We start from the raw sequence: 16,516 nt of genomic DNA, 5'->3' as shown, positions 1-16,516 counted from the left end.
GCCTCGCTCCCGGATGTCCCGCCGTCCCTCGCTGCCGGCCGCTGTCCCTCCCCGCCGCCCCTGCCCGGCGCCCCGACCCCGCCCCACTCCTCACCGATCACCCCCCGGTATCGTCGGCATGCACCGCCGCCCGACCCTGGAGAGCCCTATGCCCGGCCGACCCTCCGCGAGCCGCCGTACCGTGTTGCGAGGCGTGGCCCTCGCCCCCGTCGCCGGGCTGGGCCTCACCGCGTGCGGCGGGAGCACCGGCAAGTCGCCCGCGGTGCCGGCCGGGCCGGTCGAGCTCGGGCCCGAGAGCGAGGTCGCCAAGGGCGCCGCCAAGCTGTACCGGGACCACAACGTCGTCGTCAGCAGGGGCGAGGACGGGGTCCTCGCGGCGTACAGCACCATCTGCACGCACGCGTTGTGCCCCGCCAACAAGCTGGACGGGACGAAGCTGATCTGCACCTGCCACGGCAGCGAGTTCGACACCACGACCGGCAAGGTGCTGCGCGAGCCGGCCGTGGCGCCGTTGACGCGGCTGGCCGTCGAGGTCAAGGACGGCACGATCGTCGCGAGGCCGGAAGAGGCCTGACCGGGAGCGCCCCGGGTCGGTCTCGCCGCGCTCTCACTCCCAGTCCCAGCCGATGCCCACGTAACCCGACCGCATGCGCGGCTCGACGAGGTGCACGCAGTGGTGCCGCCCGCTGAGCGGGAGCTCCTGACGGCCGCCGCGCGGTGCCGCCGCCGAGTGCTGGCTGAACCGGTGGCAGCGCACGGGAAGCGCCCCGGCGTCGAAGCTCACCTGGAGCGCGTACTGGGCCCCGGGTGAGTCGGCCCCGCGCACATATTCGCGCGTGGTACCGGCCGTTCCGTCCTCGACGGCGTAGCGGAAGAGGAACGTGTCACCGGCCCGCAGCCGGGTGTCGAAGAGCAGCTCGGCCGCGAGCACCCCGGTGTCGTGGTGCCAACGGACGCGGCCGGTGCGGCAGTTCTCCAGCGGATGCACGGTCATCCGCTCGGGCGCCGAGCCGGGGTCGCCGTGGTGCACGGTGACGAAGCGGTCCACGCCGTCGCGGTGCGCGCGCACGATGCGGTGGGACTCCCGCTCGGCAAGTTCGCGGCGGGCCCCGATCCGTACCCGCTCGTGGTGCCCCAGGGTGTGCAGGCCCCCGGCACGCGGCGCCCCGAGCTCGGCCAGCAGCCGGTCCAGGACGCCCGTCGCCTCGACCAGGGAGCGGTAGGAGCGGGCGCCCTGCCCGCGGACGGGTGAGCGGTCGTCGGACTCGGCGAGCAGCCGGATCAGCGACTCCTCGGGCAGGTGCAGGATCTCCTCCAGTGCCCGCACGGCCCGCAGCGACTCGGGGCGCTGGGGGCGGCGGGCGCCCTGCTGCCAGTAACTCAGGCTCGTGACGCCGACCTTCACGCCGTAGCGCGACAGATGGTGCTGCACCCGCTGCAGCGGCAGACCGCGGGCGGCGATCGCGGCCCGCAGGGCCACGTGGAAGGGGCCGCCTCGCAGGGCCGAGTCCAGTTGCGCGGTGGCGACGTCCGCGTGCGGTGTGGCGTGCGGCATGCAGGGGCCTCTCTGTGAAGTCGACAACGGCTGGTCAGACCGTTCGCACGGGGCGCCCGGGACCCGCCCCCTCCGGCGCGGCCGGGCCCTCGCATCCGTACGCCGCCGTTCCCGGGCCCCGAGTTCCCCCGCATTGAAGCGTGTTGACCAAGTCCCGACAACACCTCGCGCCCAACACCGGCGCACGAGCGCCCCGCCCGCCGGCCGCCCCATGCGCGGGGCCGCGCCGACCCTGAGGTCCGCACGGCCCCGGAGGTGCGTGCTGCGGTGGCGTTCTTCACCCCAGGACTGGGAGGAGTGCCCCGCCGCCCTCTAGGACCGGGAGGAGTGCCCCGCCGCCTCGTCCGCCCCCAGCCGCTCCTGGAGGCGCAGGCGCTTGGCGCGCACGATGTCCGGATCACGCGGGTCGAGGGACTCGAACGGTGTGTACGCCTCGTCCGCGTGGCGGCGGGCACGGGACGTCCGTCGCTGCTTCTCGATCCGTGTCCGTCGCATTCGACCAGCCCCTCCGACTCGTGCACCACGGGAACCCCCACCTTCCCGCTTCCCGTCGGCCGTAACCCCGGCCCGCCGTGATCTCGCCGCCCGGCACCCCGTCCGACGGCCGCTGACCACCTCATGGGCCCGCCGTAGTGTCGGTCCCCGCCAGTAGGGTGTGAGACATGGCCGACCCCTCCAGCTACCGCCCCAAACCGGGCGAGATCCCCGACTCGCCGGGGGTCTACCGGTTCCGTGACGAGCACCGCCGGGTGATCTACGTCGGAAAGGCGAAGAGCCTGCGCCAGCGCCTGGCCAACTACTTCCAGGACCTCGCCGGGCTCCACCCGCGCACCCGCTCCATGGTCACCACGGCCGCGTCCGTCGAGTGGACCGTGGTGTCCACGGAGGTCGAGGCGCTCCAGCTGGAGTACTCCTGGATCAAGGAGTACGACCCCCGGTTCAACGTGAAGTACCGCGACGACAAGAGCTACCCCTACCTCGCGGTCACCATGAACGAGGAGTTCCCGCGCGTCCAGGTGATGCGCGGTCACAAGAAGAAGGGCGTGCGCTACTTCGGCCCGTACGCGCACGCGTGGGCGATCCGGGACACCGTGGACCTGCTGCTGCGCGTCTTCCCGGTGCGCACCTGCTCCGCCGGCGTGTTCAGGAACGCCGCCCGCACCGGCCGCCCCTGCCTCCTCGGCTACATCGGCAAGTGCTCGGCACCCTGCGTGGACCGGATCCCGGCCGAGGAGCACCGGGAACTCGCCGAGGAGTTCTGCGACTTCATGGCCGGCCGCACCGGCACCTACCTCCGCCGCCTGGAGAAGCAGATGATGCAGGCGGCCGACGAGATGGAGTACGAGCGGGCCGCCCGCCTGCGCGACGACATCGAGGCCCTGAGGAAGGCCATGGAGAAGAACGCGGTCGTGCTCGCCGACGCGACCGACGCCGACCTGATCGCGGTCGCCGAGGACGAGCTGGAGGCGGCCGTCCAGATCTTCCACGTACGCGGGGGACGCGTGCGCGGCCAGCGCGGCTGGGTCACCGACAAGGTCGAGGAAATCACCACCGGCGCCCTCGTGGAGCACGCCCTCCAGCAGCTCTACGGCGAGGAGACCGGCGACGCGGTGCCCAAGGAGGTGCTGGTCCCGGCCCTGCCGGACCCCGTGGAGCCGGTCCAGCAGTGGCTGACCGACCGCCGCGGTTCCGGCGTCTCCCTGCGCATACCGCAGCGCGGCGACAAGAAGGCGCTCATGGAGACCGTCCAGCGCAACGCCCAGCAGGCGCTCGTGCTGCACAAGACCAAGCGCGCCTCCGACCTCACCACCCGCTCCCGTGCGCTGGAGGAGATCGCCGACGCCCTCGACCTGGACAGCGCCCCGCTCAGGATCGAGTGCTACGACGTCTCGCACCTGCAGGGTGACGACGTGGTGGCCTCCATGGTCGTATTCGAGGACGGCCTCGCCCGCAAGAGCGAGTACCGCCGCTTCCAGATCAAGGGCTTCAGCGGGCAGGACGACGTCCGCTCCATGCACGAGGTGATCACCCGCCGGTTCCGGCGCTACCTCGCCGAGAAGGAGCGCACCGGGGAGTGGACCGACGGCGAGGACGGCGTGCCGGGCGATGCCCCCGACGGGCTCACCGAACCGCCCGCCGGCACCCTCACCGAGGACGACGGCCGCCCGAAGCGCTTTGCCTACCCGCCCCAGCTCGTCGTCGTGGACGGTGGCGCGCCCCAGGTGGCGGCCGCCCGGCGGGCGCTCGACGAACTCGGTATCGACGACATCGCCGTGTGCGGCCTCGCCAAGCGCCTGGAGGAGGTCTGGCTGCCGGGTGACGACGACCCGGTCGTCCTGCCCCGCACCAGCGAGGGCCTCTACCTCCTCCAGCGGGTCCGGGACGAGGCCCACCGCTTCGCGATCACCTACCAGCGCGCCAAGCGCGCCAAGCGCTTCCGTGCGGGCCCGCTGGACGACGTGCCCGGGCTGGGGGAGACCCGCAAGCAGGCACTGATCAAGCACTTCGGTTCGGTCAAAAGGCTGCGGTCGGCGACCATCGATCAGATCTGCGAGGTTCCGGGCATAGGCCGTAAGACGGCCGAGGTGATCGTCGCGGCCCTCGCCCGGGCGGCACCCGCCGCCCCCGCCGTGAACACGGCGACGGGCGAGATCATGGAAGACGGGGAAGAACCCGGGGAGACGGCGGGTTCTCCCGGGGAGCCCGTGTCCGCGGGCACTCCGGACGACCGACGGGGGCAGGAGAGATGACCGAGTACGAGACAGGGCCCGCGGCCGAGCGGGAACCGGCGCAGCAGAGCACCGGCGAGCACGCCGACCGCCGCGACACCCGCCAGGACAACGGAGCACACGTGAGTACGGGCAAGGAACAGGCCGGGGTGCCCGAGGCGGCCATCCCCGAGCTGGTGATCATCTCCGGCATGTCCGGGGCCGGCCGCTCGACGGCCGCGAAGTGTCTGGAGGACCTGGGCTGGTTCGTCGTCGACAACCTCCCGCCCGCGCTGATCCCCACCATGGTGGAGCTCGGCGCCCGCTCCCAGGGCAACGTGGCGAGGATCGCGGTGGTCGTCGACGTCCGCGGCCGGCGCTTCTTCGACAACCTGCGCGAGTCGCTCGCCGACCTCGACGGGCGCGGGGTCACCCGGCGGATCGTGTTCCTGGAATCCTCCGACGAGGCCCTGGTGCGCCGCTTCGAGTCGGTGCGCCGCCCGCACCCCCTCCAGGGCGACGGCCGCATCGTCGACGGGATCGCCGCCGAGCGGGAGCTGCTGCGCGAGCTGCGCGGCGACGCCGACCTGGTGATCGACACCTCCAGCCTGAACGTGCACGAGCTGCGGGCCAAGATGGACGCCCAGTTCGCCGGCGAGGAGGAGCCCGAACTGCGGGCCACCGTCATGTCCTTCGGCTTCAAGTACGGCCTCCCGGTCGACGCCGACCTGGTCGTGGACATGCGCTTCCTGCCCAACCCCCACTGGGTCCCGGAGCTGCGCCCCTACACCGGTCTCAACGAGGAGGTGGCGTCGTACGTCTTCAACCAGCCCGGCGCCAAGGAGTTCCTCGACCGGTACGCCGAGCTGCTGCGGCTCGTTGCCGCAGGCTACCGTCGTGAGGGCAAGCGCTACGTGACCATCGCCGTCGGCTGCACCGGCGGCAAGCACCGCTCGGTCGCCATGTCGGAGAAGCTCGCCGCCCGGCTGGCCGCAGAGGGCGTGGAGACGGTGGTCGTCCACCGGGACATGGGACGGGAATGACAGGACGTACTCCGCGGCTGAGCCGGCTGCGCCGAGCGGTGCAGGAAGGGCGCGCCGGCCGCCCGGTCGAGGTCCGCGGCGGCAGACCGCGCCGCAGGGGCACCCAGCCCAAAGTGGTGGCCCTCGGCGGCGGCATGGGGCTGTCCGCGTCGCTGGCCGCCCTGCGCCGGATCACCGGCGACCTCACCGCCGTCGTCACCGTGGCCGACGACGGCGGCTCCAGCGGCCGGTTGCGCGACGAACTCGGTGTGCTGCCGCCCGGTGATCTGCGCAAGGCGCTGGCCGCGCTGTGCGGTGACGACGACTGGGGCCAGACCTGGGCCCGCGTCATCCAGCACCGCTTCCAGTCCAAGGGCGACCTGCACGAGCACGCGGTCGGCAATCTGCTGATCGTCGCCCTGTGGGAGCAGCTCGGCGACCACGTCCAGGCGCTGGACCTGGTCGGCCGACTGCTCGGCGCGCACGGGCGCGTGCTGCCCATGTCGGCCGTGCCGCTGGAGCTCCAGGCCCTGGTCAGGGGCCACGACCCCGACCGGCCGGAGGGCATCGACACCGTCCGCGGCCAGGCCACCGTCGCGCTCACCCCGGGCGAGGTGCAGTCCGTGCACCTGGTGCCCCACGACCCGCCCGCCGTCCCCGAGGCGGTGGAGGCGGTCCTCGACGCGGACTGGGTGGTGCTCGGCCCCGGATCGTGGTTCTCGTCGGTCATCCCGCACCTCCTGGTGCCCGATCTCCTGGACGCCCTCACCCAGACCAAGGCGCGCCGGGTACTCTCGCTGAACCTCGCCCCGCAGCCAGGAGAAACCGAGGGCTTCTCCCCGCAGCGTCATTTGGAGGTTTTGGGACGACACGCCCCTAAACTCGCCCTGGACGTGGTGCTGGCCGACGAGGCCGCCGTGCCCGACCGTGACTCGCTGACCGATGCCGCCGAGCGGTTCGGTGCCGCGGTCGAGCTGGCGCCGGTGGCCCGGCCCGACGGGACCCCGAGGCACGACCCGGAGCTGCTGGCCGCCGCGTACGACCGTATTTTTCGGATGCATGGAAGGATCGGCCCATGGCGATGACGGCAGCGGTGAAGGACGAGATTGCCCGGCTCCCCGTCACCCGGACCTGCTGCAGGAAGGCGGAGGTCTCCGCCGTCCTGCGGTTCGCCGGCGGCCTCCACCTGGTGAGCGGGCGCATCGTGATCGAGGCGGAGCTGGACACCTCGGCGGCGGCCCGTCGCGTCAAGCGGGACATCCTTGAGATCTTCGGCCACAGCTCCGAGCTGATCGTGATGGCCCCGGGCGGACTGCGCCGCGGCTCGCGCTACGTGGTGCGGGTGGTCGCGGGCGGCGACCAGCTGGCCCGCCAGACCGGCCTCGTGGACGGCCGGGGCCGGCCGATCCGCGGGCTGCCCCCGCAGGTGGTCTCGGGGGCCACCTGCGACGCCGAGGCGGCCTGGCGCGGGGCCTTCCTGGCGCACGGCTCCCTCACCGAGCCGGGCCGCTCCTCGTCCCTGGAGGTGACCTGCCCCGGCCCCGAGGCCGCGCTCGCTCTGGTCGGCGCCGCCCGCCGGCTCTCGATCGCCGCCAAGGCCCGGGAGGTGCGCAGCGTGGACCGGGTCGTGGTCCGCGACGGCGACGCGATCGGCGCCCTGCTCACCCGGCTCGGCGCCCACGACTCGGTGCTGGCCTGGGAGGAGCGGCGGATGCGGCGCGAGGTGCGCGCCACGGCGAACCGGCTGGCCAACTTCGACGACGCCAACCTGCGCCGCTCCGCCCGCGCGGCCGTCGCCGCCGGCGCCCGTGTGCAGCGCGCCCTGGAGATCCTGGGCGACGACGTCCCCGAGCACCTGGCCGCGGCGGGCCGGCTGCGCATGGAGCACAAGCAGGCCTCCTTGGAGGAGCTGGGTGCGCTCGCCGACCCGCCGCTGACCAAGGACGCCGTCGCCGGCCGCATCCGCCGGCTGCTGGCCATGGCCGACAAGCGGGCCGCCGACCTGGGCATCCCGGGCACGGAGGCCAACCTCACCGAGGAGCTGGCCGACAATCTGGTCGGCTGACGAGGGATCAAGGAGCCGGTGCCTGCACCCACTTGGGTGATCGGCACCGGTTCCTTCGTGTCGCTGCGGCACCCTTGACTCGATCATGGAGTGTCATGAGCCTGGCATCTGTTCGCTGCTGTGGCGGACCACCGCTAGGGGGGTTCATGAGACATAGAGCGAGATCGATCCTCGCTGTCGGCACGCTCCTGATCGGCGGAGCGGGCTTCGCACCCATCGCCCAGGCACAACCGGAAGGCCCGGCGGCCTCCGACTCCGAAGAGGTCAAGGTCTACCGCGCCGACGTCACCGCCGAGCAGGTACCCTTGCTGCTGGCGGCCGGTCAGGACGGTCACGAACTCGGCGAGCAGGTTCCCGCCGAGGGCACCGCCACCGTCGAGGTCTACCTCACTGAACCGCAGGCCAGGAAGCTCGAGAAGCGGGGCGTCGACCTCACCGAGCACAGGATCACCGCCAAGGCGGAGAACCGCGTCGAGGCCGCCGCCGAGGGCGTCTTCCGCCCGTACAGCGCAGAGGGCGGCCTCAAGCAGGAGATCCTGCGGACCGCGCAGGAGCACCCCGGCCTCACCAAGGTCGTCTCCATCGGCAAGACGATCAGGGGCCAGGACATCCTCGCCCTCAAGCTCACCAGGAAGGCGGACACGACCGAGGACGGCTCGAAACCGGCCGTCCTCTACATGTCCAACCAGCACGCGCGCGAATGGATCACCCCGGAGATGACCCGGCGGCTGATGCACCATTACCTGGACAAGTACAGGACGGACAAGCGCGTCAAGAAGATCGTCGACACCACCGAGCTGTGGTTCGTCCTGTCGGCCAACCCCGACGGCTACGACCACACCTTCGCCGACGACGCCAACCGCCTGTGGCGCAAGAACCTGCGGGACGTCAACGGAGACGGTGCCATCACCACCGGCGACGGCGTCGACCTCAACCGCAACTTCGCCTACAAGTGGGGTTACGACGACGAGGGCTCGTCCCCCAACCCCACCAGCCAGACCTACCGCGGCGCGAGCCCCGGCTCCGAGCCCGAGACCAAGGCGATCGACGCCTTCCAGAAGCGGATCGGCTTCGCCTACGGCATCAACTACCACTCCGCCGCCGAACTCCTGCTCTACGGAGTCGGCTGGCAGGTGGCCACGCCCACCCCCGACGACGTGGTCTACAAGGCACTCGCCGGCACGCCCGGGAACTCCGCGGTCCCCGGCTACCACCCGCAGCTGTCCTCGGAGCTGTACACCACCAACGGCGAGGCCGACGGGCACGCGGCGAACGTCAACGGCATGTCGATGTTCACCCCTGAGATGTCGACCTGTCAGACCGCCTCGGAGGTCGACCCGGACGACGAGTGGAAGCCCGGTGACTGCCGGTCGATCTTCACCTTCCCGGACGACGAGAAGCTGATCCAGCAGGAGTTCGCCAAGAACGTCCCGTTCGCCCTCTCGGTCGCCGAGACCGCCTCCCACCCCGACCGGCCGTCCTCCGCGGTCGGCCTGGAGGCCGCCGACTTCACTCCCGCCCCCTTCGAAACGTCGTACTCGCGCGGCGCCGACCAGGAGGTCTCCGTCGTCGCCCGCAAGTCCGTGCGCGACAAGGAGCTCAAGTACCGCGTCAACGGCGGCCGCACGCACGACATGGCGCTCAGGCCCTTCAAGGGCGGCGAGCGGTTCGGCGGTGAGGACAACCTGCACTTCGACGAGTACCGGGCCGAGGTCAAGGACGGCGAGCCCGGCGACGAGGTGGAGGTGTGGTTCACCGGCGAGACCAGGAGCGGCCGGAAGGTCTCCAGCGAGCACTTCACGTACACCGTGGCCGAACGGCCCCGCGCGGACGTCCTCGTCGTCGCCGAGGAGGGCACCACCGCCACGCAGGCCGGGAAGTACGTCGACGCGCTGAGGGCCAACGGCCGCAGGGCCGCCGTCTGGGACGTCGCCGCGCAGGGCGCTCCGGACGCGCTCGGCGTGCTGAGCCACTTCGACACCGTCGCGCACTACACGGGCGCGAGCACGCCGGGCATCGCCACCCAGCTGCAGCTGCGGTCCTTCCTCAATGAGGGCGGCCGGCTGATCGAGGCGGGCGAGCAGGCCGGCGGCAGCGTCGACCTCGGCGGCGGCACCCTCTCGGACGACTTCAGTCAGTACTACCTGGGCGCCTACACGCGCAGCTCGACCTCCGGTGCCAACGGGTTCACCGGCGCCGGTGGGCTGGGCGGCTTCACCGGCCCGCTCGGTGACGCGCCCGGCAACCCGCTGGACAGGGCCGGCACCTACGGCGTCACCTCCGACGAACTGCCGGCGGCCCAGTATCCGCAGTTCGCCAGCCGGGGCGCGGGCGAGTACCCCGGGACGGTCAACCCCTACGGCCCGTACGCGGGCTCGTACATGGCCGCCGCGGTCCACACCGACGACGGCTACAAGCGGCTCACCCGCACCGTGGACCTCACCGGCGTCTCCGCGGCCGACGCGCCCGCCCTGCGCACCCGGCTGCTGTGGGACACCGAGCCCGGCTACGACCACGTCGTCGTCGAGGCCCGCACGGCCGGCGGCGACGACTGGACGACCCTGCCGGAGGCGGGCGGGGCCACCCGCACCACCGTCCCGACCGAGTGCGAGGGCGGGTTCTACGTCGGTGAGCACCCGTGGCTGGAGCACTACCTGACGGTGGGCGCGGACGGCTGCACCGCCACCGGCACCACCGGTTCCTGGAACAGCCTCACCGGCTCCTCCGGCGGCTGGCAGCTCGTGAACTTCGACCTGAGCGCCTACGCCGGCAGGACGGTCGAGGTGTCCATCAGCTACGTCACCGACCCGGGCAGCGGCGGACACGGCGTCCTGGCCGACGAGGCCTCGCTCGTCGTCGGCGGGACGGCGCGGGAGACCGAAGGGTTCGAGACATCTCTCGGTGCCTGGAAGGTCGCCGGACCGCCCGCGGGCAGCCCGGCCGTGCTGAAGGACTGGGCACGCACCGGAGCGCTGTTCCGGACCTACGGAGCGGTCACCACCGAGGACACCGTGCTGCTGGGCTTCGGCCTGGAGCACCTGACCTCGGCGGCCGACCGGACGGCACTGATGAGGAAGGCGCTCGCCGCGCTCGACGCGTGACTCCGCGCGTCAACCAGGGTCACTGCGGGTAGCGAAATGCGATGAAGAGGGCCCTTGGTCCTGGGCGGTCCGTACCCTACTGGCGGGTACGGGCCGCCCTGCCGGGTATGGGTCAACTCGATGTCACGACACAGGCCCCGGAGAGGTAGGGTCGGGGGTGGTCGGGGACATCCCAATACAGCTCGCCGGCGACTAGAGCCGGCGTACCAACGAGGAGATCGGTTCGTGACGATCCGCGTAGGCATCAACGGGTTTGGCCGCATCGGTCGCAACTACTTCCGCGCGCTGCTTGAACAGGGCGCCGACATCGAGATCGTGGCTGTCAACGACCTGGGTGACACCGCGACCACCGCACACCTGCTGAAGTACGACACCATCCTGGGCCGCCTCAAGCAGGAGGTCTCCCACACCGCTGACACGATCACGGTCGACGGCAAGACGATCAAGGTCCTCTCCGAGCGCAACCCCGCCGACATCCCGTGGGGCGAGCTGGGCGTCGACATCGTCATCGAGTCGACCGGCATCTTCACCAAGAAGGCCGACGCCGAGAAGCACATCGCCGGTGGCGCCAAGAAGGTCATCATCTCGGCTCCGGCCAAGGATGAGGACGTCACCATCGTCATGGGCGTCAACCAGGACCAGTACGACCCGGCGAACCACCACGTCATCTCCAACGCCTCCTGCACCACCAACTGCGTGGCGCCGATGGCCAAGGTGCTCGACGAGAACTTCGGCATCGTCAAGGGTCTGATGACGACGGTGCACGCGTACACCAACGACCAGCGCATCCTGGACTTCCCGCACAAGGACCTGCGCCGCGCGCGTGCCGCCGCCGAGAACATCATCCCGACCACCACGGGCGCCGCGAAGGCCACCGCCCTGGTGCTGCCGCAGCTCAAGGGCAAGCTCGACGGCATGGCCATGCGCGTCCCGGTCCCCACCGGCTCGGTCACCGACCTGGTCCTGGAGCTCGGCCGCGAGGTCACCAAGGAAGAGGTCAACGCCGCCTTCCAGAAGGCCGCCGAGGGCGAGCTGAAGGGCATCCTCGAGTACACCGAGGACCCGATCGTCTCCTCCGACATCGTCAACGCCCCGGCCTCCTGCACCTTCGACTCCTCCCTGACCATGGTCCAGGAGGGCAAGAACGTGAAGGTCATCGGCTGGTACGACAACGAGTGGGGCTACTCCAACCGCCTCGTCGACCTGACGGTCTTCGTCGGCAACCAGCTCTGATCACGGAGCGGGCAGCCTGATATGAGTGCAGGGCTCGGCCGGCGCGCACATGCGCTGTCCGAGCCCTGACGCACGTATCGGAACGGTCACCCTCTTTCGATCACGAGCGATCACGAGCGAACACCAGCTCTCCTCCAGGAGTCCCACCATGAAGACGATCGACGAACTCCTCTCCGAAGGCGTCGCCGGGAAGCGCGTTTTCGTCCGCGCCGACCTCAACGTGCCGCTGGACGGCACCATCATCACCGACGACGGCCGCATCCGCGCGGTACTGCCCACCGTCAAGGCGCTCGCCGAGGCGGGCGCCCGGGTGGTCGTCGCCTCGCACCTGGGCCGCCCCAAGGGCGCCCCGGACCCCGCCTTCTCCCTCGCCCCGGCCGCCGCCCGACTCGGCGAACTGCTCGGCGCGGACGTCGCCTTCGCCGCCGACACGGTCGGCGAGGCCGCGCGGTCCACCGTCGCCGCTCTCACCGACGGCCGGGTCGCCGTCGTGGAGAACCTGCGCTTCAACGCGGGCGAGACCTCCAAGGACGACGCCGAGCGCGCCGCCTTCGCCGATCAGCTCGCGTCCCTCGCCGACGTGTACGTGGGCGACGGCTTCGGCGCCGTGCACCGCAAGCACGCCTCGGTGTACGACCTCCCGGCCCGGCTGCCGCACTACGCCGGCTACCTGATCGCCACCGAGGTCGGCGTGCTGAAGAAGCTCAGCGACGACGTGCGCCGCCCCTACGTCGTCGCCCTCGGCGGCGCGAAGGTCTCCGACAAGCTCGCGGTCATCGACCAGCTGCTCGGCAAGGCCGACCGGCTCCTCATCGGCGGCGGCATGGCGTACACCTTCCTCAAGGCCAAGGGCTACGAGGTCGGCATCTCCCTCCTGCAGGAGGACCAGGTCCCGGCCGTCAAGGAGTACCTGGAGCGCGCCGAGAAGAGCGGCGTCGAACTGGTGCTGCCGGTGGACGTCCTGGTCTCCACCGAGTTCCCGGACCTCAAGACGAAGGCGCCCGCCAACCCCACGACCGTCGCCGCGGACGCCATCCCGGCCGACCAGGAGGGTCTGGACATCGGTCCCGAGACCCGCAAGCTGTACGCCTCGAAGCTCGCCGACGCGGCCACCGTCTTCTGGAACGGCCCCATGGGCGTCTTCGAGCACCCCGACTACGCCGAGGGCACCAAGGCGGTCGCCCAGGCCCTCGTCGACTCCAAGGGCTTCACCGTGGTCGGCGGCGGCGACTCCGCCGCGGCCGTGCGCACCCTGGGCTTCGACGAGTCGGCATTCGGCCACATCTCGACCGGCGGCGGCGCCTCCCTCGAATACCTCGAGGGCAAGACGCTCCCCGGCCTCGCCGCACTGGAGGACTGACCCCTTATGAGCACGCGCACGCCGCTGATGGCGGGCAACTGGAAGATGAACCTCAACCACCTCGAGGCCATCGCGCACGTCCAGAAGCTCGCCTTCGCCCTCGCGGACAAGGACTACGAGGCCGTCGAGGTCGCCGTCCTGCCGCCCTTCACCGACCTGCGCTCCGTGCAGACCCTGGTCGAAGGCGACAAACTGGCGATCAAGTACGGCGCCCAGGACATCTCGGCGCACGACGGCGGGGCCTACACCGGCGAGATCTCCGGCCCGATGCTGGCCAAGCTGAAGTGCACCTACGTGGCGATCGGCCACTCCGAGCGCCGCCAGTACCACGCCGAGACCGACGAGATCGTCAACGCCAAGGTCAAGGCCGCCTACAAGCACGGCCTCACCCCGATCATGTGCGTCGGCGAGGAGCTCGAGGTCCGCGAGGCCGGCAACGCGGTCCCGCACACCCTCGCCCAGGTCGAGGGCGGTCTGAAGGACCTCCCGGCCGAGCAGGCCGAGTCCGTCGTGATCGCCTACGAGCCCGTCTGGGCCATCGGCACCGGCAAGGTCTGCGGCGCCGAGGACGCCCAGGAGGTCTGCGCCGCCATCCGCGGCAAGCTCGCCGAGCTGTACTCGCAGGAGCTGGCCGACAAGGTCCGCATCCAGTACGGCGGCTCGGTCAAGGCAGGAAACGTCGCCGAGATCATGGCGCAGGCCGACATCGACGGCGCCCTGGTGGGCGGCGCCTCGCTGGACGCCGACGAGTTCGTCAAGATCGTCCGCTTCCGCGACCAGTGAGCCCAGCAGCGAGTATGCGCTAGCGGCGATCCGTCGTACCCTTGCGGGGTCCAGCACCGTGCTGGGCCCCGCGTCGTCCATCCGTATCCGAGGAAGTTGGTCCAGCCGTGGTTATGGGGTTCTCGATCGCCCTGATCGTCTTCAGCCTGCTGCTGATGCTGCTGGTGCTGATGCACAAGGGCAAGGGCGGCGGCCTCTCCGACATGTTCGGTGGCGGTATGCAGTCCTCCGTCGGCGGCTCCTCCGTCGCCGAGCGCAACCTCGACCGGATCACCGTCGTGGTCGGTCTGCTGTGGTTCGCGTGCATCGTCGTGCTCGGCATCATGATGAAGGTCAACAACTGAGCCGAGGCGTCCCCCGCCCGCATTCCGTACGCATTCCGTACGCAAGGCCCCATGTTCGGTACGCGCAGCAGAGCGCGGCCTATCATGGGGCTTGCGTCTGGATGTGGGGGTGGTAACTCCCATCACTGGACGCGCGTTGGGCCTTACGTAGACTGAGGCGCTCGCAGCGAAGCGGAACGCCGACTCGCTTCGCGGCACCATCACGCAGGGAGTTACGACCGTGGCAAGTGGCAACGCGATCCGGGGAAGCCGGGTCGGGGCGGGCCCGATGGGCGAGGCCGAGCGCGGCGAGTCCGCGCCGCGGCTGCGCATCTCCTTCTGGTGCTCCAACGGGCACGAGACACAGCCGAGCTTCGCAAGCGACGCGCAGGTGCCCGAAACCTGGGACTGCCCCCGCTGCGGTTTTCCGGCCGGGCAGGACCGCGACAATCCTCCGGACCCGCCCCGCACCGAGCCCTACAAGACGCACCTCGCCTATGTGCGCGAGCGGCGCAGCGACGCGGACGGCGAGGCGATCCTCGCCGAGGCGCTCGCCAAACTGCGGGGCGAGATCTAGCAGACCCCCGGCCGACCGGGCACCCGCGACGTGCCTGGTCGGAAGCCTTTGGGCGGACCACCGGCCGACCGGCCGCGGACCCGTTGTCACAGGTGCCCCCTACGGTTCGTGAATCGGCGAACGCGAGGGGGAGTTGTGACGACGGTCGAGGCCGCGGGCAGGGCCGCGCCCGCATGGCGTGGGGGATTCGGACGGCTGTGGAGCGCCGCCGTGCTCTCCAGCTTCGGTGACGCGCTGCGCACGGCCGCGCTGCCCCTGCTGGCGGTGACACTCACCGACGACCCGCTGCTCATCGCGTCCGTCACCGCCTGTGGCCATCTGCCCTGGATCCTCTTCGGGCTGCTCGGTGGCGCGGTCGCCGACCGGGTCGACCGGCGGCGGGCCATGTGGACGGTGGACGCCCTGCGCGGGGTGCTCGTGGCCGCCTTCGCCGGGGCCGTCGCCGCCGGTCACGCCTCGATCGGACTGCTCATCGCGCTGGCGTTCGCCCTGACCACGTTGCAGACGCTCTTCGACAACGCCTCCACCGCCCTGCTGCCCTCCCTGGTGACCCGGGACTCCCTCGGCAGCGCCAACGCCCGCCTGATGACCGGTCAGCGCCTCGCGGGCGGCCTGGTGGGCGGGCCCGCCGTGCCGCTGCTGCTCACCGTGGGGGCCGCCGCGCCCTTCGCCGTCGACGCGGCCACCTATCTGCTGGCCGCCGCTCTGATCGCCTCCCTGCGCACGTCCGGGCCCGAGCGGGGACCGAGACCCGCGGGCAGCACCCTGCGCCGGGAGATCGCCGAGGGGCTGCGCACCCTGACCGGGGACGGGGCCCTGCGCGGCCTGTGCACCGCCACCGCGCTGTGCAACGTCGGCATCGGCGCCCTCGTCGCCACCTTGGTCCTCCTCGTGACCGGCCGGCTCGGCGCGGGCAACACGGGCTACGCGGTGGCCCTGACCGCCTACACGGCCGGCAGCCTGGCCGGGGGAGCGGTCAACCGGTGGATCGTCGCCCGCGCGGGGCGGACCCGGGCCGTGCTGCTCGCCGGTGCCGCGCAGACCGCCGCGCTCGTCGTCATGGGCACGGTGCGCGGCCTGGCCCTGCTGGTGGCGGCGCTGGCCGTGTTCGGCTTCATGGCCATGGTGTGGAACGTCAACACCACGACGCTCATGCAGGAGCGCAGCCCCGCCGGGATGCTCGGCCGGGTCGCCTCCGCCCACCGGACCCTCGGGGTCGCGGGGGCGCCGCTGGGCGCGCTGCTCGGCGGCGCCGTCGCCGCCGCGTGGGGCGCGAACACACCGGCGCTGCTCGCGGCCGGTTTCTTCGCGCTGTCCGTCGTCGCGCTGATACCCGTGCGCCAACCGGACGTACCTGGTGTTGCGCCGGACGACGGCACCACGACGGCTCACGTCCACCGCTGATCAATTAGGTTGGACCCGGCAGCGGGGCAGGTACGCAGCACAGGCAGCAAGGAAGAAGGCAGAAGTCCGAGATGAACGCAGACGGCCGTACCAGGCTCAACCAGAGGCCCGAGTGGACCGCGCTGGCCAAGCACCGTGAGGAGCTCGGCGACGTGCGGCTGCGTGAACTGTTCGCCGCCGACCCGGGCCGCGGCTCCGCGTACGCCCTCCGGGTCGGCGACCTGTACGTCGACTACTCCAAGCAGCTGGTCACCGACGACACCCTGCGGTTGCTGCGGGAACTGGCCGCGGCGACCGACGTGTTCGGGCTGCGCGACGCCATGTTCCGCGGCGAGCGGATCAACACCACCGAGAACCGTGCGGTGCTGCACACCGCGCTCAGGGC

At 71.5% G+C, this 16,516-nt stretch carries 14 protein-coding genes and 1 pseudogene; 13 read left to right on the top strand and 2 right to left on the bottom strand.

Annotated features, from left to right (window positions below; all coding sequences use genetic code 11):
- The first annotated feature begins 148 nt into the window (after positions 1 to 148).
- On the top strand, positions 149 to 574 hold the full coding sequence (locus ACFYOV_RS00075) for a Rieske 2Fe-2S domain-containing protein (RefSeq protein WP_389080730.1): 426 nt from the start codon (positions 149 to 151) through the stop codon (positions 572 to 574).
- A 33-nt stretch (positions 575 to 607) separates the two neighbouring features.
- On the opposite strand, the gene ACFYOV_RS00070 is transcribed toward ACFYOV_RS00075, so the two are convergent.
- Both ACFYOV_RS00070 and ACFYOV_RS00065 read right to left on the bottom strand, forming a co-directional pair.
- A complete protein-coding gene (locus ACFYOV_RS00070; protein ID WP_389080728.1) occupies positions 608 to 1,555 on the bottom strand; it encodes a hypothetical protein in 948 nt (315 codons plus the stop codon).
- Positions 1,556 to 1,867: 312 nt separating this feature from the next.
- Complete coding sequence (locus ACFYOV_RS00065; protein ID WP_389080725.1) at positions 1,868 to 2,050, bottom strand: hypothetical protein; 183 nt, start codon at positions 2,048 to 2,050, stop codon at positions 1,868 to 1,870.
- Between the two features lie 167 nt (positions 2,051 to 2,217).
- Between ACFYOV_RS00065 and uvrC the strand changes: the two genes are divergently transcribed.
- The 12 genes and pseudogenes from uvrC to ACFYOV_RS00005 form a co-directional block, all read left to right on the top strand.
- Positions 2,218 to 4,305 carry an excinuclease ABC subunit UvrC gene (gene uvrC / locus ACFYOV_RS00060; RefSeq protein WP_389080723.1) on the top strand — a complete coding sequence of 696 codons (2,088 nt, stop codon included), beginning with the start codon at positions 2,218 to 2,220 and terminating at the stop codon, positions 4,303 to 4,305.
- On the top strand, positions 4,302 to 5,306 hold the full coding sequence (gene rapZ / locus ACFYOV_RS00055) for an RNase adapter RapZ (protein WP_389080721.1): 1,005 nt from the start codon (positions 4,302 to 4,304) through the stop codon (positions 5,304 to 5,306). The genes uvrC and rapZ overlap by 4 nt, the downstream gene beginning before the upstream one ends.
- On the top strand, positions 5,303 to 6,370 hold the full coding sequence (yvcK, locus tag ACFYOV_RS00050) for a uridine diphosphate-N-acetylglucosamine-binding protein YvcK (protein ID WP_389080718.1): 1,068 nt from the start codon (positions 5,303 to 5,305) through the stop codon (positions 6,368 to 6,370). Before rapZ ends, yvcK begins: the two co-directional genes overlap by 4 nt.
- A complete protein-coding gene (whiA, locus tag ACFYOV_RS00045; protein WP_389080716.1) occupies positions 6,361 to 7,350 on the top strand; it encodes a DNA-binding protein WhiA in 990 nt (329 codons plus the stop codon). The genes yvcK and whiA overlap by 10 nt, the downstream gene beginning before the upstream one ends.
- Positions 7,351 to 7,496: 146 nt before the next feature.
- Positions 7,497 to 10,451 (top strand): M14 family zinc carboxypeptidase, encoded by a 2,955-nt coding sequence (locus ACFYOV_RS00040; RefSeq protein WP_389080713.1) that lies wholly within the window; start codon positions 7,497 to 7,499, stop codon positions 10,449 to 10,451.
- Between the two features lie 225 nt (positions 10,452 to 10,676).
- Positions 10,677 to 11,684, top strand: a complete 1,008-nt coding sequence (gene gap / locus ACFYOV_RS00035) for a type I glyceraldehyde-3-phosphate dehydrogenase (protein ID WP_389080709.1) — start codon at positions 10,677 to 10,679, stop codon at positions 11,682 to 11,684.
- 148 nt (positions 11,685 to 11,832) lie between these two features.
- Positions 11,833 to 13,044 (top strand): phosphoglycerate kinase, encoded by a 1,212-nt coding sequence (locus ACFYOV_RS00030; protein WP_389080707.1) that lies wholly within the window; start codon positions 11,833 to 11,835, stop codon positions 13,042 to 13,044.
- 6 nt (positions 13,045 to 13,050) lie between these two features.
- A complete protein-coding gene (tpiA, locus tag ACFYOV_RS00025; protein WP_389080704.1) occupies positions 13,051 to 13,827 on the top strand; it encodes a triose-phosphate isomerase in 777 nt (258 codons plus the stop codon).
- 113 nt (positions 13,828 to 13,940) lie between these two features.
- On the top strand, positions 13,941 to 14,171 hold the full coding sequence (secG, locus tag ACFYOV_RS00020) for a preprotein translocase subunit SecG (RefSeq protein ID WP_016826779.1): 231 nt from the start codon (positions 13,941 to 13,943) through the stop codon (positions 14,169 to 14,171).
- 220 nt (positions 14,172 to 14,391) lie between these two features.
- Positions 14,392 to 14,727 (top strand): RNA polymerase-binding protein RbpA, encoded by a 336-nt coding sequence (locus tag ACFYOV_RS00015; RefSeq protein WP_003976875.1) that lies wholly within the window; start codon positions 14,392 to 14,394, stop codon positions 14,725 to 14,727.
- A gap of 135 nt (positions 14,728 to 14,862) precedes the next feature.
- The gene (locus ACFYOV_RS00010) at positions 14,863 to 16,131 is read left to right on the top strand and encodes an MFS transporter (protein WP_389080701.1); all 1,269 of its coding nucleotides are present in this window, start codon (positions 14,863 to 14,865) and stop codon (positions 16,129 to 16,131) included.
- A 71-nt stretch (positions 16,132 to 16,202) separates the two neighbouring features.
- A pseudogene (locus ACFYOV_RS00005) lies at positions 16,203 to 16,516 on the top strand (glucose-6-phosphate isomerase); the annotation flags it as partial.

Source organism: Streptomyces sp. NPDC005931, from assembly GCF_042871235.1.
Taxonomy (GTDB): domain Bacteria; phylum Actinomycetota; class Actinomycetes; order Streptomycetales; family Streptomycetaceae; genus Streptomyces.
Note: the sequence above shows the minus strand (reverse complement) of the source record. Positions and strands in the feature narration are given on the sequence as shown.

Excerpts from the sequence above, each read along its gene's own strand:
- secG (WP_016826779.1), top strand. The coding sequence starts at position 13,941 with ATGGGGTTCTCGATCGCCCTGATCGTCTTCAGCCTGCTGCTGATGCTG.
- whiA (WP_389080716.1), top strand. The coding sequence starts at position 6,361 with ATGGCGATGACGGCAGCGGTGAAGGACGAGATTGCCCGGCTCCCCGTC.
- ACFYOV_RS00075 (WP_389080730.1), top strand. The coding sequence starts at position 149 with ATGCCCGGCCGACCCTCCGCGAGCCGCCGTACCGTGTTGCGAGGCGTG.
- ACFYOV_RS00070 (WP_389080728.1), bottom strand. The coding sequence starts at position 1,555 with ATGCCGCACGCCACACCGCACGCGGACGTCGCCACCGCGCAACTGGAC.
- rapZ (WP_389080721.1), top strand. The coding sequence starts at position 4,302 with ATGACCGAGTACGAGACAGGGCCCGCGGCCGAGCGGGAACCGGCGCAG.
- ACFYOV_RS00065 (WP_389080725.1), bottom strand. The coding sequence starts at position 2,050 with ATGCGACGGACACGGATCGAGAAGCAGCGACGGACGTCCCGTGCCCGC.
- uvrC (WP_389080723.1), top strand. The coding sequence starts at position 2,218 with ATGGCCGACCCCTCCAGCTACCGCCCCAAACCGGGCGAGATCCCCGAC.
- ACFYOV_RS00030 (WP_389080707.1), top strand. The coding sequence starts at position 11,833 with ATGAAGACGATCGACGAACTCCTCTCCGAAGGCGTCGCCGGGAAGCGC.
- yvcK (WP_389080718.1), top strand. The coding sequence starts at position 5,303 with ATGACAGGACGTACTCCGCGGCTGAGCCGGCTGCGCCGAGCGGTGCAG.
- tpiA (WP_389080704.1), top strand. The coding sequence starts at position 13,051 with ATGAGCACGCGCACGCCGCTGATGGCGGGCAACTGGAAGATGAACCTC.
- ACFYOV_RS00040 (WP_389080713.1), top strand. The coding sequence starts at position 7,497 with ATGAGACATAGAGCGAGATCGATCCTCGCTGTCGGCACGCTCCTGATC.